The 23421-nt window shown below is 71.3% G+C and carries 23 protein-coding genes and 1 pseudogene; 5 read left to right on the plus strand and 19 right to left on the minus strand.

Annotated features, from left to right (window positions below; genetic code table 11):
• The first annotated feature begins 32 nt into the window (after positions 1 to 32).
• The gene (locus VGX25_RS19015; protein WP_326919166.1) at positions 33 to 1238 is read left to right on the plus strand and encodes a cytochrome P450; all 1206 of its coding nucleotides are present in this window, start codon (positions 33 to 35) and stop codon (positions 1236 to 1238) included.
• Here the strand turns inward: VGX25_RS19015 and VGX25_RS19020 are convergent.
• From VGX25_RS19020 to VGX25_RS19095, 16 genes are all read right to left on the minus strand, one after another.
• Positions 1222 to 1596, minus strand: coding sequence for a hypothetical protein (locus tag VGX25_RS19020; RefSeq protein ID WP_326919167.1), 375 nt, complete (start codon positions 1594 to 1596; stop codon positions 1222 to 1224). The genes VGX25_RS19015 and VGX25_RS19020 overlap by 17 nt on opposite strands.
• 274 nt (positions 1597 to 1870) lie before the next feature.
• A complete protein-coding gene (locus VGX25_RS19025; RefSeq protein WP_326919168.1) occupies positions 1871 to 2062 on the minus strand; it encodes a DUF397 domain-containing protein in 192 nt (63 codons plus the stop codon).
• A gap of 15 nt (positions 2063 to 2077) precedes the next feature.
• Complete coding sequence (locus tag VGX25_RS19030; protein ID WP_326919169.1) at positions 2078 to 2926, minus strand: helix-turn-helix transcriptional regulator; 849 nt, start codon at positions 2924 to 2926, stop codon at positions 2078 to 2080.
• A 63-nt stretch (positions 2927 to 2989) separates the two neighbouring features.
• Positions 2990 to 3889: a DUF4328 domain-containing protein gene (locus VGX25_RS19035; protein ID WP_326919170.1), complete on the minus strand. Its 900-nt coding sequence runs from the start codon at positions 3887 to 3889 to the stop codon at positions 2990 to 2992.
• A gap of 3 nt (positions 3890 to 3892) precedes the next feature.
• On the minus strand, positions 3893 to 4225 hold the full coding sequence (locus VGX25_RS19040; protein ID WP_326919188.1) for a rhodanese-like domain-containing protein: 333 nt from the start codon (positions 4223 to 4225) through the stop codon (positions 3893 to 3895).
• A gap of 100 nt (positions 4226 to 4325) precedes the next feature.
• The gene (locus VGX25_RS19045) at positions 4326 to 5930 is read right to left on the minus strand and encodes a cation acetate symporter (RefSeq protein WP_326919171.1); all 1605 of its coding nucleotides are present in this window, start codon (positions 5928 to 5930) and stop codon (positions 4326 to 4328) included.
• Positions 5927 to 6259 (minus strand): DUF485 domain-containing protein, encoded by a 333-nt coding sequence (locus VGX25_RS19050; protein WP_326919172.1) that lies wholly within the window; start codon positions 6257 to 6259, stop codon positions 5927 to 5929. Before VGX25_RS19050 ends, VGX25_RS19045 begins: the two co-directional genes overlap by 4 nt.
• A gap of 66 nt (positions 6260 to 6325) precedes the next feature.
• Entirely contained in the window at positions 6326 to 8092 is a 1767-nt protein-coding gene (locus VGX25_RS19055; RefSeq protein ID WP_326919173.1) for a cation acetate symporter, read from the minus strand.
• Between the two features lie 297 nt (positions 8093 to 8389).
• A complete protein-coding gene (locus VGX25_RS19060; RefSeq protein ID WP_326919174.1) occupies positions 8390 to 8713 on the minus strand; it encodes a hypothetical protein in 324 nt (107 codons plus the stop codon).
• 23 nt (positions 8714 to 8736) lie between these two features.
• Positions 8737 to 9519 carry a LytTR family DNA-binding domain-containing protein gene (locus tag VGX25_RS19065; RefSeq protein ID WP_326919175.1) on the minus strand — a complete coding sequence of 261 codons (783 nt, stop codon included), beginning with the start codon at positions 9517 to 9519 and terminating at the stop codon, positions 8737 to 8739.
• A complete protein-coding gene (locus VGX25_RS19070; protein WP_326919176.1) occupies positions 9516 to 10535 on the minus strand; it encodes a sensor histidine kinase in 1020 nt (339 codons plus the stop codon). Before VGX25_RS19070 ends, VGX25_RS19065 begins: the two co-directional genes overlap by 4 nt.
• Positions 10536 to 10764: 229 nt before the next feature.
• Positions 10765 to 12552, minus strand: coding sequence for a cation acetate symporter (locus VGX25_RS19075; protein ID WP_326919177.1), 1788 nt, complete (start codon positions 12550 to 12552; stop codon positions 10765 to 10767).
• Between the two features lie 36 nt (positions 12553 to 12588).
• Positions 12589 to 13011, minus strand: coding sequence for a hypothetical protein (locus VGX25_RS19080; protein WP_326919178.1), 423 nt, complete (start codon positions 13009 to 13011; stop codon positions 12589 to 12591).
• The gene (locus VGX25_RS19085) at positions 13008 to 13829 is read right to left on the minus strand and encodes a LytR/AlgR family response regulator transcription factor (protein WP_326919179.1); all 822 of its coding nucleotides are present in this window, start codon (positions 13827 to 13829) and stop codon (positions 13008 to 13010) included. The genes VGX25_RS19080 and VGX25_RS19085 overlap by 4 nt, the downstream gene beginning before the upstream one ends.
• A 77-nt stretch (positions 13830 to 13906) precedes the next feature.
• Positions 13907 to 14779, minus strand: a complete 873-nt coding sequence (locus tag VGX25_RS19090; RefSeq protein WP_326919180.1) for a S49 family peptidase — start codon at positions 14777 to 14779, stop codon at positions 13907 to 13909.
• Positions 14780 to 14884: 105 nt separating this feature from the next.
• Positions 14885 to 16147, minus strand: a complete 1263-nt coding sequence (locus VGX25_RS19095) for a GAF domain-containing sensor histidine kinase (protein WP_326919181.1) — start codon at positions 16145 to 16147, stop codon at positions 14885 to 14887.
• Between the two features lie 81 nt (positions 16148 to 16228).
• Here VGX25_RS19095 and VGX25_RS19100 point away from each other — a divergent pair, with 81 nt between their 5' ends.
• The 3 genes from VGX25_RS19100 to VGX25_RS19110 are packed head-to-tail and all read left to right on the plus strand — an operon-like array spanning position 16229 to position 18961.
• Positions 16229 to 16936 carry a (Fe-S)-binding protein gene (locus VGX25_RS19100; protein ID WP_326919189.1) on the plus strand — a complete coding sequence of 236 codons (708 nt, stop codon included), beginning with the start codon at positions 16229 to 16231 and terminating at the stop codon, positions 16934 to 16936.
• Positions 16918 to 18348, plus strand: coding sequence for a lactate utilization protein B (locus tag VGX25_RS19105; RefSeq protein ID WP_326919182.1), 1431 nt, complete (start codon positions 16918 to 16920; stop codon positions 18346 to 18348). Before VGX25_RS19100 ends, VGX25_RS19105 begins: the two co-directional genes overlap by 19 nt.
• Positions 18341 to 18961 carry a lactate utilization protein C gene (locus tag VGX25_RS19110; protein WP_326919183.1) on the plus strand — a complete coding sequence of 207 codons (621 nt, stop codon included), beginning with the start codon at positions 18341 to 18343 and terminating at the stop codon, positions 18959 to 18961. The genes VGX25_RS19105 and VGX25_RS19110 overlap by 8 nt, the downstream gene beginning before the upstream one ends.
• 1 nt (position 18962) lies before the next feature.
• On the opposite strand, the gene VGX25_RS19115 is transcribed toward VGX25_RS19110, so the two are convergent.
• Positions 18963 to 19826, minus strand: a complete 864-nt coding sequence (locus VGX25_RS19115; protein WP_326919184.1) for an Fpg/Nei family DNA glycosylase — start codon at positions 19824 to 19826, stop codon at positions 18963 to 18965.
• 89 nt (positions 19827 to 19915) lie between these two features.
• On the opposite strand from VGX25_RS19115, the gene VGX25_RS19120 reads away from it, so the two are divergent.
• Positions 19916 to 21661, plus strand: coding sequence for a glycosyltransferase family 39 protein (locus VGX25_RS19120; RefSeq protein ID WP_326919185.1), 1746 nt, complete (start codon positions 19916 to 19918; stop codon positions 21659 to 21661).
• Positions 21662 to 21920: 259 nt separating this feature from the next.
• On the opposite strand, the gene VGX25_RS19125 is transcribed toward VGX25_RS19120, so the two are convergent.
• Both VGX25_RS19125 and VGX25_RS19130 read right to left on the minus strand, forming a co-directional pair.
• Positions 21921 to 22628, minus strand: coding sequence for a class I SAM-dependent methyltransferase (locus VGX25_RS19125; RefSeq protein ID WP_326919186.1), 708 nt, complete (start codon positions 22626 to 22628; stop codon positions 21921 to 21923).
• Between the two features lie 69 nt (positions 22629 to 22697).
• Positions 22698 to 23421, minus strand: a pseudogene (locus VGX25_RS19130) (glycosyltransferase family A protein); the annotation flags it as partial.

Here is a 23421-nt window from a genome sequence, read left to right on the forward strand (position 1 = left end):
GGATCATCGCACGGCCGGTTTACCGTTGGCTTATGAGCGACTTACCGTTCGACCCGAGCGACCCGGGGTTCATCGCCGATCCCTACCCGGTGTTCGCCGCCCTGCGCGAACGGGGTGAGGTGCACCGGCATCCCGGGCTCGGACTGGCCGTTGCGGTGTCCCACGCGGCGTGCTCGGAGCTGCTGCGGGCCCGGCCGCTCGGGCGGATCTGGGTGGACAAGGAGCCGGCCGGGCGGTTCGCCGCGTTCAACCTGTTGCACCGCAACTCGTTGCTGGAGAGCGAGCCGCCGCGGCACACCCGGCTGCGCAGGCTGATCTCGGCGGCGTTCGCGCGTGGGCACACCGTGCGGCTGCGGCCGTGGGTCGGCGACCTCGCCGGGCGGATGGTCGACGGGCTCGCGGCCGCGATCGCCGCGGACGGCGCCGCCGACCTGCTCGAGCACCTGGCGGCCCCGCTGCCGATCGAGGTGATCGGGGAGCTGCTCGGCGTGCCGGAAGCCGACCGGCCGAGACTGCAGCCCTGGTCCAACGCGATCGTGAAGATGTACGAGTACGGCCTGCCGGCCCGGCGCGCCGGCGCGGCGGAGCGGGCGGCCGTGGAGTTCGTGGCGTACCTGCGGGAGCTGGCCGGCAAGCGGGCGGTCGAGCCGGGCGACGACCTGATCAGCGACCTGGTCGCGGTGCGGGACGGCGGCGACCGGCTGACCGACGACGAGCTGGTCGGCACCGCGGTGCTGCTGCTCATGGCCGGGCACGAGGCGACCGTCAACGTGATCGGCAACGGCGTGCTGGCGCTGCTGCGTCACCGCGACCAGTGGGACCGGCTGGTCGCCACCCCGGACCTGGCGCCGCTCGCGGTCGAGGAGCTGATCCGGTTCGACGCCCCGCTGCAGCTGTTCGAGCGGACCGCGACGGCCGAGACGTCGATCGCCGGGCACGTCGTGCGCCCCGGCGAGAAGATCGCCGCCCTGCTCGGCGCCGCGGCCCGCGACCCCGCGGTGTTCGCCGACCCCGACCGGCTCGACGTCGGCCGAACCCCCAATCCCCACCTGGGTTTCGGCGCCGGCATCCACTACTGCGTCGGCGCCCCGCTGGCCCGCGTGGAGATCGCCGCCGCCCTGGACGCATTGCTCACCAGGCTGCCCGACCTGCGGCTCGCCGAGGAACCGCAACGCCGCCCCGAGTTCGTCATCCGCGGGCTGCGCACCCTGCCGGTGACCGTCACGCCGACCTCGTGAGTTGGCTGATTCGCTGGGCGGAGACTCCCAGGATCCGGGCCGCGTCCTGTTTGGACATTCCGCTGCTCAACATGTTTCCGACGGCACGGCGCACCTTTTCCGCGGCGCGGCGCTGGGCCTGCTCGGCCTCACGAGCCTCCTGCCGGGCACGTTTGATCTCCTCGCCGAGATCGCCGGGCACCTCGAACTCGATCTCGACGCGCACGTCCTCGAGTGGGACCTCCTTCATGATCGCCACGAGATCCGTTGCCATGCGCTGAGCCTCGGCCGTGGAGCGACCCTGGGTCGTTCCGACGCCATGCACCTCGACGACCCACCACCTGTCCTCGCGGCGCGCCGTGGCCTGATAGGTCTTCATCGCAACCACCCGTCCGGAAGGCATGCCATCTGCTTGCCGATGCTGCGAACGACTCGGCGGTGATCGTGCGGTGGTGGGGTACCGGTGCCGTGTGCTCCCCGCAGGGACACGCGAACACCTCATGCCCTCCCGAGTTGCGAAGAGGCTCGCATCCGTGTGACCGCAGCGCCGAGACCACCTTGGTCCGCTTCATCGGTTTGAACACCACAAAGCTACGCTAGGGCCACTTGAAGGTCAAGGTTAAGACCCCCTAGAGGGGTTCACTCGAACGTGGCTACAGGGAAGCGCGCAGCTCCGTCAGGGCGGTGGCGGGGAAGGTCAGGGCGCCGGCGAAGGGGTTCTTGGAGTCGCGGACGGCGATGACGGGGCCGGCGAGGGCGATCTCGACGCAGTTGTCGTTGGTGCCGGTCCCTCCGCTGCGGCTGCTCTTGCGCCAGGTCAGCCCCTGCAGGTCCACAGTGGACACGTGGCTCGCCCTCTTTCATGCCGGAACGTAGAGCTGCAGAGCCAGTCGCTCGATCAGCGCCACCGAATCCGCCTGGTTGAGCGCATCGGAGCGAAGCTGGTCGAACGTCAGTCTAGCCTCGCGGACCTCATACTCGTTCTCGATGTGCAGCGCCCCGGTCACGTAGGCGTGGTAGAGCAGCGCCTGGTCCTCCGGCTCGGGGAAGTCGAGCAACGTGAACGCGCCGTCCATGACGCCGTACGCCTGCGCCTCCAACGGAAGCACCTGCAGGTGGACCGTGGGCAGCTCCGCCATCTCCATCAGTTGCCGCAGTTGCGCGTGCATCACCTGCGGGCCGCCGACCTCGCGGCGCAGGGCCGCCTCGTCGATGATCGCGACCAGCTCGAGCGGCTCCTCCTCGTTGGTGAGCCGGTGCTGGCGGATCAACCGCACCGACACCTCGCTCTCCAACTGCTCGGCGGTTCGGCGTCGCCGGCTGCCTTCGATGAGCGCGCGGGCATAGTCCCCGGTCTGCAGCAGGCCGGGCAGGTGCTGGCAGGTGTACTCGGAGACCCGGCTGGCCTCGGTCTCCACGTCGACGTAGCCCATGTCCGCGACGCCGTAGGCGGTGAACCAGCGGGGCTTCATCGCGTCGCGGGCCGCGTCGAGCAGGCCCTCCTCCCACTGGTCGTAGAGATCCATCATCGAGCGGAGCACGTGGATGTTGGGCCGGCTCGCGCCCGTCTCGAGGCGGAACACCCCGGAGCGGCTCATATCCAGCCGGGCCGCCGCCTGCTCGAGGGTGAGGCCGGCCCGCTCGCGCATGGCGCGCAGCCGCTTGCCGAGGCGGCGACGGCGGAGCGGCGGCTTGCGGTACGTGTTCACGAGGACTCCCCATGTCACTGTGGGTGTCCACATGATCGCACCGGGAATTCCGGTAACGGAATCTCAGCGCACGGCGCCCGCGGGGCGGCCGGGCCGCAGCGGCGGGTCGGGGGCGCCGTCGATCTTGATGACCCGCATGAGGCGGACGCTGGCCGGGTCGATGGGGGCGAGCAGGGCGGTCAGCGCGCGCACGACCAGCGCGGTGAGCGCGGCGACGGCGGCGGCGGCCAGGTAGGTCGCGGCGTTGAGCAGGACGCCGTCGGCCTGGGCCTGCACGCCGGAGCGCAGCCGCCACAGCAGGGTGGCGGTGAACAGCAGGCCACTGAGCGCCCAGGTCACCCACCACCAGACGATCAGGCGGCCGGGCCTTGGGCGGTCGGTGACCGGGCGGCGCAGCACGGCGTGCTCCAGCTCGGCCAGCACCGACCCGGGCACCACCAGGTTCAGCCCGGGGATCACCAGGCACGCCAGCACCTGCCAGTCCGGCCGGGCCGGCTCGTGGCCACCGAGGTCGGTGGCGGCGCCGCGGGCCTGGATCAGCCACCACAGGGTCAGGCCGAGCGCGAGCAGGCCCATCCCGATGGCCAGCACGGCCCCGGCCACCACGAGGGCGTCGGAGGTGGTGACGACGCTGCGGGACAGCGCCCCGGTGCGGCTCTGCACCAGCAGCACGTACCGCCACACCTCGGCGGCCGCGGCGAACACCGCCACCGCGGCCATCATCCAGAGCGCGACGGCGGCCTGCCTGGCCAGCGCCCGGACCCGGTCCACGCTGACCGGCACCCGGGTGCGGGTGCCCGGCACGGACGTCGGCCAGCGCCAGGCCAGCGGCGGGAACCCCCAGCGCGGCGGCGAGGCGTAGAACGGCGGGCCGAGGTAGGGCATGCGGCGCACCCGCACGGGCGGCACCGGGCGGGGTGGCGTGGTGGCCACCCAACGGGGACGCGGCTCGTGCGGGTGCATGGGTCAGATGACCTCCGGCTCGGCGCCCGGAAGCTCGCTGACCATCGGTCGTCCGGCGGCGTGCCAGGCCCGCATGCCGCCGTCCACGTTGGCCGCGTCCCACCCGTTGGCGTTGAGGTAGGCGGTGACCCTTGCGGAGCGCCCGCCGCTGCGGCAGACGACGTAGACGCTGCCGTCGGTGGGCAGCTCGCCGAGCCGGCCGGCCAGCTCGCTCATCGGAATGTGCACGGCGTTCGGCGCGTGGCCGGCGGTCCACTCGTCGTCCTCCCGGACGTCGAGCATGGTCACCCCGTCCGGCAGCTCGGCCACCGTCACGGCGGGCACGTTCGGGGGCATCACGTTTCGATGCTGCCACGGGCCCCGGTACGGCGCGCGTGAGCTGCCGAAGGGCCCGCACACACCGTCGGGTGCGGGCCCTTCAGGCACTCCGGGGCGGCTAGTGCACGACCGCCTTCTCGGCGTGCGCCCCGGTCAGCGCGCGGACCTCCATCTCGGCGTACTTGGCGTCGTTGCGCTCCTTGGACAGGACGGTGCCCAGCCAGCCGAGCAGGAACGCCGCCGGAATCGACACGATGCCCGGGTTGGCCAGCGGGAAGAAGTCGAAGTCGGCGTTCTTCAACATCGACGTCGACTTACCGGACACGGCCGGCGAGAAGATGATCAATCCGATGCAGATGATCAATCCGCCGTACATGCTCCACAGCGCGCCCGAGGTGTTGAACCGCTTCCAGAACAGCGAGTACACGATCGTCGGCAGGTTGGCCGACGCGGCGACCGCGAACGCCAGCGCCACCAGGAACGCGATGTTCTGGCCGAGGGCAAGGATCCCGCCGCCGATGGCAAGGGCGCCGATCACGAACGCGGTGATCCGGGCGACCCTGACCTCCTGCGCCTTGTCGTCCACCTCGCCCTTCTTGATCACGTTGGCGTAGATGTCGTGAGCGAACGACGCCGACGCGGTGATCGTCAGGCCGGCCACCACGGCGAGGATCGTCGCGAACGCCACCGCGGAGATCAGGCCGAGCAGCACGGTCCCGCCCAGCTCGTAGGCCAGCAGCGGCGCGGCCGAGTTCTGCCCGCCGGGCGCGGCGTTGATCACGCTCTTGCCGACCAGCGCGCCGGCGCCGTAGCCGAGCACGAGCGTGAACAGGTAGAAGATGCCGATCAGCGCGATGGCCCAGACCACGGAACGGCGGGCCTCCTTGGCCGACGGCACGGTGTAGAACCGCATCAGGATGTGCGGCAGGCCGGCGGTGCCGAGCACCAGGGCGATCGACAGCGACACGAAGTCCAGTTTGGACGTTCCGGTGGCGCCGTACTGCAGGCCGGGGTCGAGCACCGGGCTCTTCGCCTGGGTCACCGCGTCGCCGAGCAGGCTGGACAGGTTGAGGCCGAACTTGCCGAGCACCCACACGGTCATCACCAGCGCGCCGGTGATCAGCAGGGTGGCCTTGATGATCTGCACCCAGGTGGTGCCGCGCATGCCGCCGATGACCACGTACGTGATCATGATGATGCCCACCACGGCGATCACCAGCGCCTGCGCGCCCTTGCCGGTGACGTCGAGCAGCAGCGCCACCAGGCCGCCCGCGCCGGCCATCTGGGCCAGCAGGTAGAAGAACGACACGGCCAGCGTCGACACCGAAGCGGCGGCACGCATCGGGCGCTGCCGCATCCGGAAGCTCAGCACGTCGCCCAGCGTGTACCGGCCGGTGTTCCGCAGCAGCTCGGCCACCAGCAGCAGGGCGATCAGCCACGCCACCAGGAAGCCGATCGAGAACAGGAACCCGTCGTAGCCGAACACCGCGATGGCGCCGGCGATGCCCAGGAACGACGCCGCGGACAGGTAGTCGCCGGAGATCGCGATACCGTTCTGCGCGCCGGTGAACGAGTGCCCGGCGGCGTAGTAGTCGACCGCCGTCTTCGAGGTCCGGCTGGCCCGGAACACGATGTAGAGCGTGACCGCCACGAAGACCGCAAAGATGCTGATGTTGAGCACCGGGTTGGCCTCGGCCCCGCTGCTCTGCGCCAGGTTGATCACTTCGCGCCTCCCTCGATCTCGGCGCGGATCTTGTCGGCGATCGGGTCGAGCTTCCGGTTCGCGTACCGCACGTACAGCCAGGTGATCACGAAGGTGGAGACGAACTGCAGCAGCCCGAAGATCAGGCCGATGTTGATGTTGCCGAACACCTTGGTGGACATGAAGCCGTGCGCGTAGTCGGACAGCAGCACGTACAGCAGGTACCAGACCAGGAACGCGGCCGTCATCGGGAAGACGAAGCCGCGCAACCTGCGGCGGAGCACGGCGAAGTCCGCGCTCTGCTCGACGGCGGACCAGTCCGGTCCCCGGGTCTGTTCTGTGGTGCTCACGAACACCTCCCGCAATGCGTGGGTAACTTGAGTCAAGTTAAGAACCCGCCGCGGGCACCGAAATCGTCAGCGGACCAACCGCCCCAGGCTGCGACGAACGGTCGACGAACGGCGTGTTGATCGGGTCGAGTGGCGCAGGTCACGCAGGGCGGCCGGCCCGCCGGACGCCGCGCGGTCCTCGTTGAGGTGCAGCCGCAGCATCGCGGCCGCCGCCCAGGCCGGCGGCCGCCCGCGCAGCGACACGATGATCATCGTGCCGAACGCCAGCGGCACGGTCCACGGGGCCGGCTGCGCGACCAGGATGGCCGGCCAGCCGGACAGCGGCGGACCGAACAGCGTCGCGGCGATCGCCCCGGCCGAGCCGAGCAACCCGGCCAGCACGCCGCACATCGCCCCGGCCACGGTCAGCCGCGACCACCAGATGCCGAGCACCAGCAGCGGGCAGAAGGTCGACGCGGCCACGGTGAAGCCCCAGGTGACCAGCACGCCGGCGTCCAACCGGATGGCCACGAGGGCGAGCAGCACCACCACCGTCGACGCGCCGAACACCGCGATCCGCAGCGCGCCGAGGCCGCCGGGCAGCAGGTCGTAGGCGATCGCCCCGGACACCACCAGCACAAGGCCGAGCGAGGTGGCCAGGAACGCCGCGAACGCGCCCGCGGTCAGCAGGCCGGTGAACGCGGTCCCGGCCACGCCGGCGTCGACCTGGGCCGGCATGGCGACCACGGCGGTGTCGGTGGCCCCGGACAGGTACAGGTGCGGCACCAGGACCCTGGCCAGCACCCCGTAGATCCCCGGGAACAGGTAGAACATGCTCAGCAGGCCCACGGTCAGCGCCGCGGTGCGCCGCGCCGAGCGGCCGTCCGGGCTGGTGTGGAAGCGCATCAGGACGTGCGGCAGCCCCATCGTGCCCAGCATCAGCGACACCAGCAGCGCCCACGTGCCCAGCAGCGGGTAGCCGGCGTTCTGCAGGTCAAGCAGCGGCCGCTGCCAGCCGGACCCGCCGGGCAGCGGCTCACCGCGGACCTCGGGCACCGACGCGCCGGCCGGGAAGATCACCCGGGTGCCCGCGGCGACCTGCCACGGCCCGGGGGCGAGCACGGCCGGTCCGCCGTCGGTGCGCACGGAGGTCGGCTCGGACACGTCCATCGTGACGCCCACCCGGAACGTCACCGGGGTGTCCCGCTCGAACCGGGTGAACTCCACCGGATGCACGGCGTCGCTGCGCACCGCCGGCCCGACCGCCACCAGCAGCCACACCGCGGGCACGATGAACAGCACCAGCTTGAGGACGAACTGGAACGCCTGCACGTAGGTGGCCGCGCGCATTCCGCCCAGCGCCAGCGTGATCGCCACGCCGGCGCCGGCGATCACCACGCCGACCCAGTACGGCGTGCCGCTGACCACGCTGAGCACCAGCCCCGAGGTGCGGAACTGCGGCACCAGGTACAGCCCGCCGATCACCAGGATCACCACCGCGGCGACGCGGCGCAGCGCCGGCGAGGCCAGCCGGGCCTCGGCGAAGTCCGGCACGGTCAGCGCACCCGAGCGCCGCATCGGCGCGGCCACCAGCACGAGCATCGCGATGTACCCGGCGGTGAACCCCACCGGGTACCACAGCGCGCCGACCCCGTCCTTGACCACCAGCCCGGCCACGCCGAGGAACGACGCCGCCGACAGGTACTCCCCCGACACCGCCGCCGAGTTCAGCAGCGGCGACACCCGCCGCGAGGCCACCAGGAAGTCCGACGTGGTCCGCATGGCCGCCACCCCGCGCAGCCCGATCAGCAGCGTCACCAGCACCACCGGCGCCACCGCGAACGCGAAGATCACCGTTTACCACAACCTCGCCCGCGCCGCGGGCGCCCACCGCCGACAAGGCGGCACCTGTCCACAGATGTCCGCCTGTCCACAGCCAAGATCATTCGCGGTCCCGCTGCCGCACTCGCCGATAGACTGGGCCACGAGCCCACGAACCTCCCCCCACCCAACGGGGTGGGGGCTGAGTGGTGGAAGTGCGGCGAAATCCGCTCCGTGAGCGCGCGTCATGGCTACTCCGAGGCGAGACACGGCTGTCTGGACGCGGAACACGACTGCCTGAGCGCGGGACACGCCGGGGTTTGTGGGTGGTCATTGCCGGTCCTCGATCCGCTCGGCTCGGCGCAGGTGCCAGCGGGCCAGCAGGACCAGGCCGGGGTAGGGCAGGACGGCGAGGGCCAGCCAGGAGGCGGGGATGCCGAGCAGGCGGGCGTCGTCGAGGGCGGGGAGGGCGGCGAAGAGCACCGGGAGGCCGAGCATGCCGGCGAACAGCAGCACCAGCGGGGCGATCGCCCTGCGGCGCTGGGCCCGGTAGAGCGCAAGGGCCCGCTCGGCGTCGGCGGCGTCGAGCTTGGGCACCCGCCAGCGGCCGCGCAGCCGGCGCCGGGTGTGCGCGTGCCGGGTCTGCGGGCTCATCACCGCCACTCGCCGGTTGGGCACTACGGCCGCCCGGTCCGGTCGAGCTGGCCGCGCCGGGCCGCCTGCAGCAGCCGCTCGCGCAGCTCCCTGGCGTGCCGGCGGCTGACCGGGACGTCGCCGAGGTCGGTGTGCGCGAGCAGCCCGCCGACCGAGTCGCTGCGCAGCTCCCGCACCGCGCCGAGCGCCACCAGGAAGCTGCGGTGCACCCGGACGAACCCGGCCGCCTCCCAGTACTCCTCCAGCCGGGAGATCGGCATCCGCACCAGGTGCACGCCGGAGTGCGTGTACAGCCGCACGTAGTCGCCGTGCGCCTCGACGTAGTGCACCTCGTTGCGGCGCACGTACCGGGTCCGCCCCGCGCTCTCGACCGGCAGCGCGGCCATCGCGTCGGGCAGCGGCGCCGCGGCCTCGTCGGAGGCATCGGCCGCCCCGCCGGGCGCCACGCGCAGCACCCTGGCCAGCGCGTCGGCCAGGCGCTCGGCCCGCACCGGCTTGAGCAGGTAGTCGACCGCGCCGATGCCGTACGCGGCCACGGCGTGCTGCTCGTAGGCGGTGACGAACACGATCACCGGCGGGTCGGTCAGCTTTGCCAGCAGCGAGGCCAGCTCCAAACCGTCCAGCCCCGGCATGGCCACGTCCAGGAACACCGCGTCGAACCGGCCGCTCTGGATCATGCGCAGCGCGCTGAGCGCGTCGCCCGCGCCGGCCACCTCGGCGACCTCGGGCGCCTCGCGCAACAGCGTGCACAGCTCGTTGAGCGCCGGTGGCACGTCGTCCACCGCAAGCACCTTGAGACCGCTCATCCCGGCATCACTCCCGGCTGGAACCTGGGAATCCGCACCACGACCCGGGTGCCCGCGCGCTCGGCGGTCTCCACGACGAGCCCGTACCACGGGCCGTACACATTGCGCAGCCGCCGGTCCACGTTGGCCAGCCCGACGCTGTCCGAGCCGCCGCGCCCGGCCAGGATCGCCTCGGCCAGCACCGGATCCATGCCCACCCCGTCGTCCTCCACGCTGATCACGCAGTCGTTGCCCTCCGCCTCGCCGCGCACCTGCACGAGGCCGGTCCCGGCGCGCGGCTCGATGCCGTGCCGCACCGCGTTCTCCACCAGCGGCTGGAGCACCAGGTACGGCAGCGCGACGGCCAGCACCTCGGGCGCGACCCGCACCAGCACCCGCAGCCGCTCGCCGAGCACGGCCCGCTGCAGGGCCAGGTACGTCTCGATGGCGTGGAACTCGTCGGCCACGGTGGTGTACTCGCCGTGCCGGGCCAGGCTGTACCGGATGTAGTCGGCGAAGTCGAGCATCAGCTCCCTTGCCCGGTCCGGCTCGGAGCGCACCAGCGAGGCGATCACGGTCAGCGCGTTGTACACGAAATGCGGGGAGATCTCCGCCCGCAGCGCCCGCAGCTCCGCCTGGGCGGCCTGCTCGGCGGAGGCCTCCAGCCGGGCCCGCTCGAGCGCCTCGACGATCCAGTCCGCGGCCTCCCGGACGGTGCCCCGCTTGACGTCGCCGGACACCACCAGCACCCCGGCCAGCTCGTCCTGGACGTGCAGCGGGACGGCGACCAGCGGCGGGCGCCCGGTACGCGTCTCGGTGTGCAGCACCTGCTTGACCAGCTCGGCGGCCTCGACGGGCGGCGAGCCGGCCCAGACCGTGGACCCGGACAGATCGGCGAGCCCGACCGCGTCGGCGTTCAGCAGCCGCCGCACGCCCCTGGCCGCGGTGCGCACCCGCTGGCCGGAGAGCCCGTCCTTGAGCTGCTCGGCGATGTGCCGGGCCACGCCCAAGACCGTCGCCGACATCCGTGCTCCCATGCACCCGAAGCTGCTCGTAGGGGAACACTAGGGTGGTCCGCACTCATACGAAAGCGTGAGCCGCTCTACTGTGTGTCTTCAAGGTGAGGGCCATTCAAAACTGCGGCGGTGGTTGCGTACTGCTGTGGTCGTCGGGCCGACCGCTCGGGCAGGCCTCCGGCTTACCCTCGCTAGTCGGAAGCGACACCGCCCGGTGGCCCGCCGTCGCTAGTCGGCGTTTGAATGACCCTCACTGGCGGTGTCTCCCGTTGGCCAGACGCGCCCGTTCCTCGGCCGTGCCGAACCGGGCGATGTCGCGGTCGCGGATGAAGCCGAGGCGGTCGGGGGCGTGCATGCGCAGCCGGATGCGGTTGACGTCGGCGGGCATGGTGCGCTGGGTGGCCAGGCTGGCCAGGATCACCGTGAGGAAGGCCACCGGCACGGTGATGATCGCCGGCTGGGCGAAAAGCGGCGAGGCCCAGCCGCCGGTGTAGCCGCTGATCGTGTGCACCACAAGGGCGCTGAGCACCAGCACGCCGCCGACCACCATGCCGGCCGCGGCGCCCACCCAGGTGAGCCGCCGCCACCAGATGCCGAGCAGCAGGATCGGGCAGAACGTGGACGCGGCCAGCGCGAACACCAGGCCGACGGTGAGCGAGATGTCGCTCGGCCGCAGCACGATGGCCAGCGCGAGCGGCACGCCCCCGGCGATCGCGGTGGCGAACTTGAAGTCACGCACCCGCCCGGGAAGCACGTCGGTGGACAGCACCCCGGCCACGCTCACCACCAGCCCGGAGGACGTGGACAGGAACGCGGCGAACGCGCCGGCGGTGGTGACCGCGGCCAGGATCTCGCCGAGCACCCCCGGTGCGATCTTGGTCGGCAGCGCCAGCACCGCGAGGTCGGTCTGGCCGGTGACCAGCAGCTCGGGGGTGTACAGCCGGGACAGCGCGCCGACCAGCATCGGGAACAGGTAGAACAGCGACAGCAGCAGCAGCACGTGCAGCGTGGTCCGCCGGGCCGCCCGGCCGTCCGGGTTGGTGTAGAAGCGAACCAGCACGTGCGGCAGGCCCATCGTGCCCAGGAACGTGGCCAGGATCAGCGAGTACGTCAGGAACAGGTCCGACGTCCCGGCCACCGGTCTCAGCCAGCTCTCGTTGTCCGCCGGCGCGCCGGCCACCACCGGCACCGCCGAGCCCTGGAAGAAGTGCAGCTGGGTGCCGGCGCCCACCTTGTGGTCCCCTGGCGCCCAGAACGTCGAGCCCTGCGCCGGCCCGTCGTCGACCACGCCCTCGGCGAACAGCCAGGTGTGCTCCTTGACCTGCAGGATCACCGGGGTCCGCACGTCGATCTTGGTGGCGCTGGTGAACGTCGGCGGGTACGGCTCGGTCAGCCCCGTGGTCGCCGAGCTGCTGATGCCGCCGTCGCCGATGAACAGCGCGCACATGACGAACGTGGGCGCGGCGATGGCGAACAGCTTCAGCCAGTACTGGAACGCCTGCACGATGGTGATCGCGCGCATGCCGCCGCCGAACACGTTGACCACGACGACCCCGGCCACGATCAACGCGCCCACCCAGTGCGGGAACGGCAGGATCCGGGTGATCGACAGGCCCGCGCCCTGCAGCTGCGGCACCAGGTAGAGCATGCCGATGAACACCACGAACGCGGTGGACAGCCCGCGCAGGCCGCGCGAGCCCAGCCGGGCCTCGCAGAAGTCGGGCAGCGTGTAGGCGCCGGACCGGCGCAGCGGCGCGGCGACGAACACCATCAGGGCCAGGTATCCGGCGGTGAACCCGATCGGGTACCAGAGCGCGTCCACCCCGTCCTTGAGCACCAGCCCGGCCACGCCGAGGAAGGACGCGGCGGACAGGTACTCGCCGGACACCGCGGCGGCGTTGCGGCTGGACCGGATGGCCCGGCGGGCGACCAGGAAGTCAGGTGTGGTGCTGGCCAGCCGTGAGCTGCGGTAACCGATGTAGAAGGTGGCGACCGCGACCAGCATGACGGTCGCGACGGCCCACAGGTTCACTTCCACGGTGCGGTTCCCAGCTCGTAGTGCTTGCCGAGAACCTTACTTCTCGACCATGTCGACGAAATCGCGCTCGTTGCGCTCGGCCCGGACGTTGTACCAATAGCCGACGCCGAACAACAGGGGAAACGGGGCGATGCCCAACACCAGCCAGGGCAGCCGAACCCCGGTCAGGGTCACCTCGGACAGGTGCGGCAGGAAGTGGAACAGCGCCGGCAGGCTGGCCAGCACCAGCACCACCGACCCCCACATCCGCACCGCCGTGCGCAGCTGGATGCGGATGAACTGGCGCACCAGCTCCTCGCCGTAGCTGGTCTGCTCCTCCAGCTCGACCACGGTGCGCAGCACGGTCACCGGCGCGCGCGAGTCGGCGAGCACCACCCGCTTGCGCCGCGGCTTGGTCGGCGGCTCGACGTACTTCGGCTGCTGCTCGTGCTTGCCCGGCCCGGCCGCGTGCCTGCTCACAACCCCACTCCGCGCCGGGTGATCCGGTCCTTGAGCTCGCGGGTGTGCCGGCGGCTGACCGGGAGCTTGCGCTCGCCGTTGCCGATGATCACGTGGTAGCCGTTGCCGCCCAGCTGCAGCTCGGTGATCAGGTTGACCGGCACCAGGTAGGACCGGTGGATTCGGACGAACCCGTGCTTCTCCCAGCGCTCCTCGAGCTGCGCCAAGGGGATCCGCACCAGGTGCGAGCCCTCCGCGGTGAACAGCCGCGCGTAGTCGCCCTGCGCCTCCACCCAGCGCACGGTCGAGCGCGGGATCAGCTTCGTGGTGCCGGCCAGCTCGACCGGGATCACCTCGTCCTCGCTCGGCTCGGCCACGGCGGTGGCCTCCCCGATCAGCCCGTCGCCGCGCAGCTTGGACAGCACCCGCTGGATCGCCCGGTCCATCCGCGACTGGTCGCAGGGCTTGGGGATGAAGTCGACCGCGCCGAGCTCGAACGCCTCGACCGCGTGCTCCCCCTCGCCGTGCCCGGTGACGAACACCAGCACGGGCGACGGCTTGAACCCGGTGAGCACCTTGGCCATCTCCATGCCGGTCAGCCCGGGCATCTTCAGGTCGGAGAAGACCGCATCCACGATCGGCAGGCCCTGCTGGCGGCGCTCGGCCAGCTCGTCGTCGTCGCCGCTCAGGACGCGCAGCGCCCCGGTCGCGTCGAACGCCTTGATGATCCGCCGCACGTGGCGGTTGTTGCTCAGGCGCTCGTCGAGGACGTCCATGCCGTCCTTCTCGTCGTCGACGGCGAGAACGACGAGACCACGGGTGGTATGTGCGGTACTCACGGTGAGAAGAATCCTGCCGAGCGCGACGGGCGCCTGTCTATGGTCAGTTCGGGGGCCACACAGCCGGGTGAAGCCGACTACAGGCCGAACCGCGACCACGCGGCCCGGGTCTCGAGGGCCTCCACGGCCGCCAGCATCCGGTCGGCGCCGGACAGCCCGAAACCGGCCGCACCGGCCATGCCGAGCCGGGCCAGCAGCGGGCGCTTGGGCTCGGCCACGCTGATCTCGGCGCCCGGGTACTTCTCGGCGATCACCTCGCGCAGGTTGCCCAGCCCGTCGACCAGCCCGAGCTCGGCCGCCCGCGCGCCGGTCCACACCTCACCGGAGAACAGGTCCTCGTGGTCGGAGTCCAGCTTGTCCCCGCGGCGCTTGCGCACCCAGCCGGCGAACTGGTCGTGCAGCTGGTTCTGCAGGCCCGCCAGCCAGGCCACGTCCTCGGCCTTCTCCGGCCGGAACGGGTCGAGCCGCATCTTGTTGCTGCCCGCGGTGTACACCCGCCGCTCGACGCCGATCCGCTCGAGCAGCCCGGTCAGCCCGAAGCCGGCCGAGACCACGCCGATCGAGCCGACCAGCGAGGACGGATGCGCGTAGATCTCGTCGGCCGCGCAGGCCAGCCAGTAGCCGCCGGACGCGGCCACGTCCTCGCAGAAGGCCAGCACGTGGACCTTCTTGCGCCCGGCAAGGAGCCGGATCCGCTCGGCCACCAGCGCGGACTGGGTCGGGGCGCCGCCAGGTGAGTTGATCGCCAGCGCCACCGCGGCCAGCCGGTCGTGGTCGAACGCCCGGTTCAGCGCCGACTCCACGGTGTTGATGTTGATCGTGCCCCGGCCGAGCGGAGACGGCGTCGGGGTGATCACGCCGTGCAGCTTGACCACGGCGACCACGGGTGCGTGCCCGGTTCGGTCGCCGATCTTCGGCAGCCTGGAGACCAGCTTGTCGGTGACGCTCACTGGTGCACCTCGCAAGCTTCGGTGATGGCCGTCCCGCCGCCTCGTCCCTCGGCGGCGGGACGGTATCGACGATTCGCTCCGCAAGCTCCGCTCATGCCGTTCACCCTACGTGTCGGCCCTGGTGGCGAGCGCCCCCGGCTCCTCGGCGTCGTCGGCCGACGGGGAGTACTCCGGCAGATCGGGCCGCACGCCGGGGAAGAACTTCGGCACCCGCAGGATCACCTTCATCCCCGCGCCCGGTGCGGTCTCCACCATCAGGGCGTACTCGTCGCCGAACACCGACCGCATCCGCTGGTTGATGTTGCCGAGGCCGACGTGCGCGCCGGTCTTGTGCGCGTCGCGCAGGTCGGCGAACAACCGGTCGGCGTCCATGCCGACCCCGTCGTCCTCCACGCTGATCAACGCCTCGTTTCCGTTGTCCTGCGCGATGACCGTGACCGTGCCGCCGCCCGGCTTGGGCTGGATGCCGTGCTGCACCGCGTTCTCCACCAACGGCTGCAGCACGAGGAACGGCACCACCACGTTGAGCACCTCTGGCGCGATCTTGATGCGCACGTTGAGCCGCTCCTGGTAGCGCTGGCTCTGGATGGTCAGGTACCGGTCGATGTTGCGCAGCTCCTCGGCCAGCGTGGTGAACAGCCCCGACGAGCGGAACGAGTAGCGGGTGAAGTCGGCGAACTCCTGCAACAGGTCCCTTGCCTGCTCGGGGTCGGTGCGGATCAGCGAGGAGATCGCGTTGAGCGCGTTGTACAGGAAGTGCGGGGAGATCTGCGCCCGCAGCATCCGCAGCTCGGCGCGGGCCAGTTGCTGCTTGGACTCGTCGAGCTTGGCCAGCTCCAGCTGGATGCAGATGAACTGGGCGACCTCGTCGGCGGCCCGGATCAACCGCTTGCTGTTGACGCCGCCGACCACGATGAGCGTGCCCTCGACCTCACCGTCGATGATCAGCGGCACGATCACCGCGGTTCGCATCGGGCAGCGTCCCCTGTGGTCGCACGGCAGGTCGGTGTGGTTGATGTGCTCCCGATGCCCCTTGCTCAGCGCGACGTCGATGGCGCCGGTGAGGTCCTCGTAGTGCTCGTTGGCGCCACCGTCCCAGGACAGCAGCCGGCCGGACGAGTCGGTGATGCCGATGGCGACGCATTTGAGCATCTCCACCAGGTGCTTCGTGGCCTGGTCGGCCGCCTGCTCGGTGAGCCCGTTACGCAGCTCGGGCGCCGCCTTGGAAAGCCGCTGCACCGCGTCGAGCACGGCGTCGGCCACCGAACCGTCGGACTTCCTGTTCCGCACCAGGAACAGGAAGGCCGCGAGCACGAGGAGCAGCGCCACCGCGCCCACCACGGCTCGCTCGTTCAGCAGGTCGGCCACGCGTCAATGCTCGGTTGTCGACAGCGAAGGAGCAAGGGTCACCGGGATACGGTACTGATCGTGGTCGCCAAGACAACACGCGTGGCGCTCTTCCCGACCTGCCTGACCGACACGTTCTACCCGGACACCGCGAGGGCGGTGGTGCGGCTGCTGGAGCGGCTCGGCTGTACGGTCGACTTCCCGCTGGACGCGATCTGCTGCGGTCAGATGCACTTCAACACCGGCTACCGGGATCACGCCGTGCCCATGGCGGCGGCGCTGGCCAGGGCCTTCGACGGCTACGACGCGGTGGTCGCGCCGTCCGGCTCGTGCGTCGGCATGGTCAGGGAGATCCATCCCAAGCTGGGCCTGGGATCCCTGCCCGTCTACGAGCTGACCGAGTTCCTCGTCGACGTGCTCGGCGTGATCGACGTGGGCGCGTACTTCCCGCACCGGGTGACCTACCACCCCACCTGCCACTCGCTGCGCATGCTCGGCGTCGGCGATCGCCCGGTGCGGCTGCTGGAGTGCGTGCGCGGGCTGGAGCTGATCGAGCTGGACGAGGCCGAGTCCTGCTGCGGCTTCGGCGGGACGTTCGCGGTGAAGAACGCGGACACGTCCACCGCCATGCTCACCGACAAGATGTGGAACGTGCTCGGCACCGGCGCGGAGTTCGTCACGGCCGGCGACAACTCCTGCCTGATGCACATCGGCGGCGGCCTGACCCGGCTGCGCTCCGGTGTGCGGGCGGTGCACCTCGCGGAGATCCTGGCCAGCACGGAGGAGGACCCATGGCCCGCAACCCGGTGACCTGGCTGGGCACGCCGACGTTCCCGAGGGCCGCCGCCGAGGCGCTGCGCGATCCCCAGCTGCGCCGCAACCTCAGGCACGCCACGCACACGATCCGCACCAAGCGGGCCGCCGCGGTCGCCGAGCTGCCCGACTGGGAGCGGCTGCGCCGGGCCGGCGAGGCGATCAAGGACGACGTGCTGTCCAATTTGGACACATACGCCGAGCGGCTGGAGAGCGCGGTCCGGGCGCACGGCGGCGTCGTGCACTGGGCCCGCGATGCCGACGAGGCCAACGAGATCGTGCTGCGCCTTACCCGGCTCGCCGGCGCCGACGAGGTGGTCAAGGTGAAGTCCATGGCCACCGCGGAGATCGGCCTGAACGAGGCGCTGGCGGCGGGCGGCATCGGCGTGGTAGAGACCGACCTCGCCGAGCTGATCGTCCAATTGGGACAGGACCGCCAGTCGCACATCCTAGTGCCGGCCATCCACCGCAACCGCTCCGAGATCCGCGAGATCTTCGCCCGCGCCATGCCCGACGCGCCGGCCGACCTGACCGACGCCCCCGGCGCGCTGGCCGAGGCGGCCCGGTTGCACCTGCGCCGCAAGTTCCTCTCCGCCAGGGTCGCCGTCTCCGGCGCCAACTTCGCCGTCGCCGACACCGGATCGGTCGTCGTGGTGGAGTCCGAGGGCAACGGGCGCATGTGCGTCACCCTCCCCGAGGTCCTGATCACCGTGCTGGGCCTTGAGAAGATCGTGCCAACCTGGCGCGACCTCGAGGTCTTCCTGCAGCTGCTGCCCCGCTCGTCGACCGCGGAGCGGATGAACCCGTACACCTCGGTGTGGACCGGCGTCACCCCCGGCGACGGCCCCCGCGAGTTCCACCTGGTGCTGCTTGACAACGGCCGCACCGCCACGTTGGCCGACCCGGTCGGGCGCTCGGCCCTGCGCTGCATCCGGTGCTCGGCCTGCCTCAACGTCTGCCCGGTCTACGAGCGCACCGGCGGCGCCGCCTACGGCTCGGTCTACCCGGGCCCGATCGGCGCGATCCTCACCCCGATGCTGGTCGACGACCCGCACGACAAGCAGGCCGCGTCGCTGCCCTACGCCTCCTCCCTGTGCGGCGCCTGCTTCGAGGTCTGTCCCGTGCGCATCGACATCCCGTCGGTGCTGGTCCACTTGCGCGCGAAAACCGTTGCCGCCAAGGGGAAACGCACCCCCGAGGCCGCCGGGATGGCCACGCTCGCCTGGATCCTCGGCAACCCGCGCCGCTACGAGGCCGCGCAGAAGGCCGGCTCGCTGGCCCGGCTGCTCGGCCGGGGCGGCCGCATCACCCACCTGCCCTGGCCGGGTTCCAAGTGGACGGACAGCCGCGACGCCCCCGTCCCGCCCCGCGAGTCGTTCCGCGCCTGGTGGAGGAGGACCCGTGGCTGACCCCCGCACCGAGATCCTCGGCCGCATCCGCCGCGCCCTCGCCGACCGCCCGGCCGCCAAGGAGATCCCCCGCGACTACGACCTCAGCCGGCCCATCGACGACCTGCCCGGCCTGTTCGCCGCCCGGGTCGCCGACTACCGCGCCGGCGTCCGCCGCGTCGCCACCCCCGACCTGCCCGCCACCATCACCGAGGTGCTGCGCCTGCGCGGCGCCAGCCCCATGGTCGTCCCACCCGACGTGCCCGCCTCGTGGTGCGTGCCCGGCATCGACTGGCACGTCGACGACGAGGACACCCCCCTGCCCGTGGCCACCCTCGACGAGGCCGCCGGCGTCCTCACCGGCTGCGCCCTCGCCATCGCCGAGACCGGCACCATCGTCCTGGACGCCGGACCCGAGCAGGGCCGCCGCGCCCTGACCCTGATCCCCGACTACCACCTCTGCGTGGTGCGCACCGAGCAGATCGTCGGCACCGTCCCGGAGGCGCTGGCCACGCTCGACCCGCTGCGCCCGCTGACGTTCATCTCCGGCCCGTCGGCCACCAGCGACATCGAGCTCAACCGCGTCGAGGGCGTGCACGGCCCCCGCACCCTCGAGGTCCTGCTGACCGGCTGAGCTACTTGAGCAGCCGGGACATTCGGCGGTCGGCGAGGGGTTTGCCGCCGGTCTGGCAGGTGGGGCAGTACTGGAATGCCTTGTCGGCGAAGGACACCTCGCGGACGGTGTCGCCGCAGACCGGGCAGGGCAGGCCGGTGCGGGCGTGCACCCGCAGGCCGGAGCGCTTCTCGCCCTTGAGACGGGCGGCGTCCTGGCCGACCGAGCGGGTCACGGCGTCGGAGAGCACCGACAGCAGCGCGGTGTGCAGGCGGTCGATCGCGTCGTCGGGCAGCTTGCCGGCGGTGGCGTACGGGGACAGCTTGGCGGTGTGCAGCACCTCGTCGGAGTAGGCGTTGCCGACGCCGGCGATCAGCTTCTGGTCGGTCAGCGCGGTCTTGAGGCGTTCGGAGCGCCCGGCGAGCAGCCCGGCCAGCTGGTCGCGGGTGAGCGAAAGGGCGTCCGGCCCGAGGCCGGCGATCTGCGGCACCTCCCGCGGGTCCGACACGATCCATACCGCAAGGCCCTTCTTGGTGCCGGCCTCGGTGAGGTCGAACCCGGGTCCCTCGCCCGGGCGGCCCAGATGCACCCGCAGGGCCAGCGGGCCCTTGCCCGGCCGCGGCGGCGCCGCTCCCATGGTGTCCGCCCAGCGCAGCCACCCGGCCCTGGCCAGGTGTGTGATCAGGTGCAGCCCGCCGCAGTCCAGGTCAAGGTACTTGCCGTGGCGCCCGGCCCCGGTGACCTCCCGGTCGTGCAACGCCGTCCACGGCGGGCTGGCCGTCTTCAGCACGCTCAACGACGCCACGTCCACCCGCGCGACCGTCCGCCCCACGGCGTGCTCACGCAGATGATGAGCCAGCGCTTCGACCTCAGGTAGTTCCGGCACGGCACCAGTCTCACCCGATTGCCGCGCGCTGTCACACCTGATGTGCGGCTATGTTGTGCTCGTCCAGCTCACCGCCATGGGGGTGCACGATGGCGGTCGCCATCCGGTCGGTCCGTCGGATCCGGACGAACACCTGGATGCTCCTGCTCGCCTCGGTGGTCTGGCTGGCCGTCAACGTCCGCTGGGTCGCGATCTACCGCCAGCACGGGATCGTCGACGTCGACGAGGCCAGCTACCTGTCGCTGGCCCTCAACGATCACTACGCGGCGGTTCGCGACGGCTTCGGCGGATGGGTGGCGGCCGTGTGGTGGCCGGGTATCTCGGCCCCGCTGGTCCCGGCCCTGACCTCGCTGCAGTTCTTCGTCACCGGGACCGGCCCGACGGTGGCGCTCGCCGTGCCGCTGTTCGCCGGGCTGGCGACCGTCCTGCTCACCTATGGACTGGCGAACCGACTCGGTGGCCGCGCGCTCGCCTGGCCGGCGCTGCTGCTCATCGCCACCGCGCCCGGCGTGCTTCTCGAGGCCCGCGCATACCACTTCGGGGTGCCGGCGATGGCGGTCGCCATGGCGGCGCTGTACTGCCTTGTCCGCTCCGAGCGGCTGTCGAGCACGGGATTCTCCGTCGCGTTCGGCGTCTTTCTCGGTCTCATGCCGCTGACCAGGACCATGACCATCGCTTTCGCACCGGGGTTGGTGCTGGCGGCGCTCCTGCAGGTGACGGTCGGGCCGGATCGGCGCCGACGCCTCATCCACTGCGCGGTCGCCCTCGCCGTCGCCGTCGGGGTCGCCTCGACGTGGCTGGTGTCCAGCGGCCCGGTGGTCTTCCGGTACCTGACGGAGTTCGGCTACGGCCAGCAGTCCGCGGAGTACGGCACCGCGGCCGGTGTGTTCAACCCGGCAGCCTGGCTCGCCCGGCTGCACACCGTTCTGGCCGAGCAGTACCTGCCGCACACCCTGGTCCTGTGCGTCGGGTTGATCTCGGCGAGCTATCTCGCGCTCCGGCGAGCCCGGTCGGACGGGACCCGGTCGTTCCTCGAGCTGGCCGTCACGTCGCCGGCAATGCCGGTGATGCTGGTGGTCGCCGAGGGACTTGCGGCATTCGTGTCCTCGCGGACCAACGGAAACGGGTACACCCTGCTGCTGACACCGGCGATGGTCGTCGTCGCCGTGTGGGGGCTGCACCGTGCACACCCTCGCCTGCGACGGGCTCTCCCGGCGGTAGCCGCGGTGGTGGGTCTCATCGCCGCCGTGCCGGCGCTCGACCTGAGGGCCCCGACCGGCGGGGTGTGGACCATGGACCTGCCCGGGGTGGGCCGCGTGAAGGTCACCGACGGCCGCGGCACGGCGCAGATCTATGCGGGTCTGGATCCGCCGACGGAGGCCCGCGAACCGGTCAGCGCCGAGACCGCGCGGCAATGGTCCGCGGCCAGCGACTGGGCCGCCCAGCAGATCGTCGACAACAACGCCCTCGGCGGCACGACGGCATTCGGCGTCCGCGACCGGATGTTCAACACCAGCACGGTTCAGCTCGCCATGCTCCGGAAAAAGGGTTACGGCGTGGCGATGGCGCAGATCAGGCCGGTCGAGATCGGGAACACCCTCGCCGACCACCAGCGCTGGCTCACCCGGTTCCAGGACAGTCTCAGCGGCGACGCCAGCACCGCCTGCCTGCTCTTCACCGCGACCGGAACGGTCGACGAGTTCCCGCCGCCGGTGGATCCCGCCGCCATGGCGCGGGCGGCACAGGCCACGGGCTTCACCGCCCGTGCATCCCACCCCCTGCCCAACGGACGCGTCCTAACGCTGTGGTGGCGCCCCCGCCCCGAATGCGCCTAGCCATTCCGTTCGAAAGTGCGCCAAGGTCAAACTGCGCTGAGGTCGACAAATCGTTGGCGAGGGCGGCCGCCACACGACGACAAGGGCAGGGCTCGTTCCTCGCCCTGCCCTTGTCGTCGTCAGCCAACCACCCACGACACCCAACCACCCACCCCGGCCCGCAACCCCCAAAAGCAACCCAACCCCAGGCCGCTCGCCGAAGGCGACAGGGCGGCCTTGCCCGAGCTAGAAAACACAGCCCGAGCTAGAAAATACAGCGTTAGCCGTTCTTGATGAGCGACACGATGAGCAGGTTCGGGTCCGAGTCCTCGAAACGCACTTCGGCGATTCCGGCCAATGACGCGTTCACGCTGGTCCGCCCGTCGCCATTCCAGATCACGAAGTCATCCTGCTCGCGGCAGAAGTTCCACTGGTGCAGCCCGAAATACTCTTCCCGCTCGCCCTCGTTGACGTTGTGCATGAGCACCACGGCGTGTTCCGGCTTGACGACCTCCAGCATCTGGTGGATGCCGCGCAGCGGGTCGTACACGTGATCCAAGGCGTTCTGGCAGTAGACGAGATCGAAATAGTTGGCCGGGAACACGCGCGTCAGCTGCTCGACCTCGGCGGCCTTGGTGCGGACCAGGGGTGTGATGTTCAGTTGCTCCAACAGCTTGTCGTACTGATCCGCCAGTGCGTCGACCGCGACGACGCGCACGGTTCGGTCCGGCCATTTCTTCCCCACACAGGTGAGCGGGCCGGCCCCGACGTCAAGAATCGTGACCTCGGCGCCCGGAGGTGCGAACCGCTCCAGGTGTCTTGTGATGTGCGGCTGCTGGCGCAAATCCGAGTCGGGGCTCGTTCTCCACTCGTAGTCGTTGAAGGCCCAACCGGCAAAGGCCTCGGGACCGCCCTCCAGCCAATGTCTCCAATGCTCCAGCTCGTTCGCTAAACCGCTTTGCCAGCGAGTCTTGCTGTCGGTACCCATGAACTCGTCTCCCGCGCGCGGAGTCACCCCGCAGTTGTCCGGTGGGGGCCGGCTTTTCTGAACCCAGGCTCACAAGTGTGACACGACCTGGGCCCAAACCCGGTGGGGGTCGAGGTCGACCGGACGGGGAGCGGGGTCGGGGCGCGTGCGGCGGATGAGGATCTGTTGGACCAGGGCGGAGGGATGGTCGGCGGCGGCGATCCGGCGCCAGAGCAGGTGGTCCTCGAGGCCGTCGAGGAGCGGGTCCTCGGTCCAGCCGCCGAGCGCGTCGATCAACCGGCGGCGGATCAGGTAGCCGCTGCCCAGGTAGGGGATGGTGCCCAGCCGGCGCTCCTCGGCGGGCAGGGCGCCGACCAGGCCCTCGACCGGGTCGGCCACCGGGCAGTGCACGACGTCCACGCCGTCGGCGGCGGCCAGGAAGCGCTCGATGAGGAACCGCGACGCGCGCATGCCGCCGTCGAGAATGAGGAGCCACTCGGCGGTGGACCGGGTGAGCAGCGTGTTGCGGGTGAGGCCGCGGCCGAGCGGGGCCTCGTGCCACAGCAGGTCGTAGGGGCGGGCCGGGGCGGGCCGGACGCCGTCCTCGCCGACCAGGATGCGGCGCGGGCGGGCGGTGCCGGTCAGCAGATCGTCGACCAGCGGGTCGGGGTCGACCTCGCCGGGGCGGCGGACCAGCAGGACGTCGACGTCGACGGGGTCGGCGACCGGGCGGGCGGCCGCTCGCCAGGACGGGGTGGCGCGGCGGCGGGCGGCGGCGACCTGCTGCACGAGGCGGGCCGCCAGCGTGCGGCCG

It is taken from the genome of Actinophytocola sp., from assembly GCF_035942955.1.
Taxonomy (GTDB): Bacteria; Actinomycetota; Actinomycetes; order Mycobacteriales; family Pseudonocardiaceae; genus DASYTH01.

What these genes read in the sequence shown, in the direction of transcription:
- VGX25_RS19015 (WP_326919166.1), top strand. Translation starts at nt 33, where the DNA reads ATGAGCGACTTACCGTTCGACCCGAGCGACCCGGGGTTCATCGCCGAT.
- VGX25_RS19020 (WP_326919167.1), bottom strand. Translation starts at nt 1,596, where the DNA reads ATGAAGACCTATCAGGCCACGGCGCGCCGCGAGGACAGGTGGTGGGTC.
- VGX25_RS19035 (WP_326919170.1), bottom strand. Translation starts at nt 3,889, where the DNA reads ATGCACCCGCACGAGCCGCGTCCCCGTTGGGTGGCCACCACGCCACCC.
- VGX25_RS19040 (WP_326919188.1), bottom strand. Translation starts at nt 4,225, where the DNA reads ATGCCCCCGAACGTGCCCGCCGTGACGGTGGCCGAGCTGCCGGACGGG.
- VGX25_RS19060 (WP_326919174.1), bottom strand. Translation starts at nt 8,713, where the DNA reads ATGAGCCCGCAGACCCGGCACGCGCACACCCGGCGCCGGCTGCGCGGC.
- VGX25_RS19065 (WP_326919175.1), bottom strand. Translation starts at nt 9,519, where the DNA reads ATGAGCGGTCTCAAGGTGCTTGCGGTGGACGACGTGCCACCGGCGCTC.
- VGX25_RS19070 (WP_326919176.1), bottom strand. Translation starts at nt 10,535, where the DNA reads ATGGGAGCACGGATGTCGGCGACGGTCTTGGGCGTGGCCCGGCACATC.
- VGX25_RS19105 (WP_326919182.1), top strand. Translation starts at nt 16,918, where the DNA reads ATGGCCCGCAACCCGGTGACCTGGCTGGGCACGCCGACGTTCCCGAGG.
- VGX25_RS19120 (WP_326919185.1), top strand. Translation starts at nt 19,916, where the DNA reads ATGGCGGTCGCCATCCGGTCGGTCCGTCGGATCCGGACGAACACCTGG.
- VGX25_RS19125 (WP_326919186.1), bottom strand. Translation starts at nt 22,628, where the DNA reads ATGGGTACCGACAGCAAGACTCGCTGGCAAAGCGGTTTAGCGAACGAG.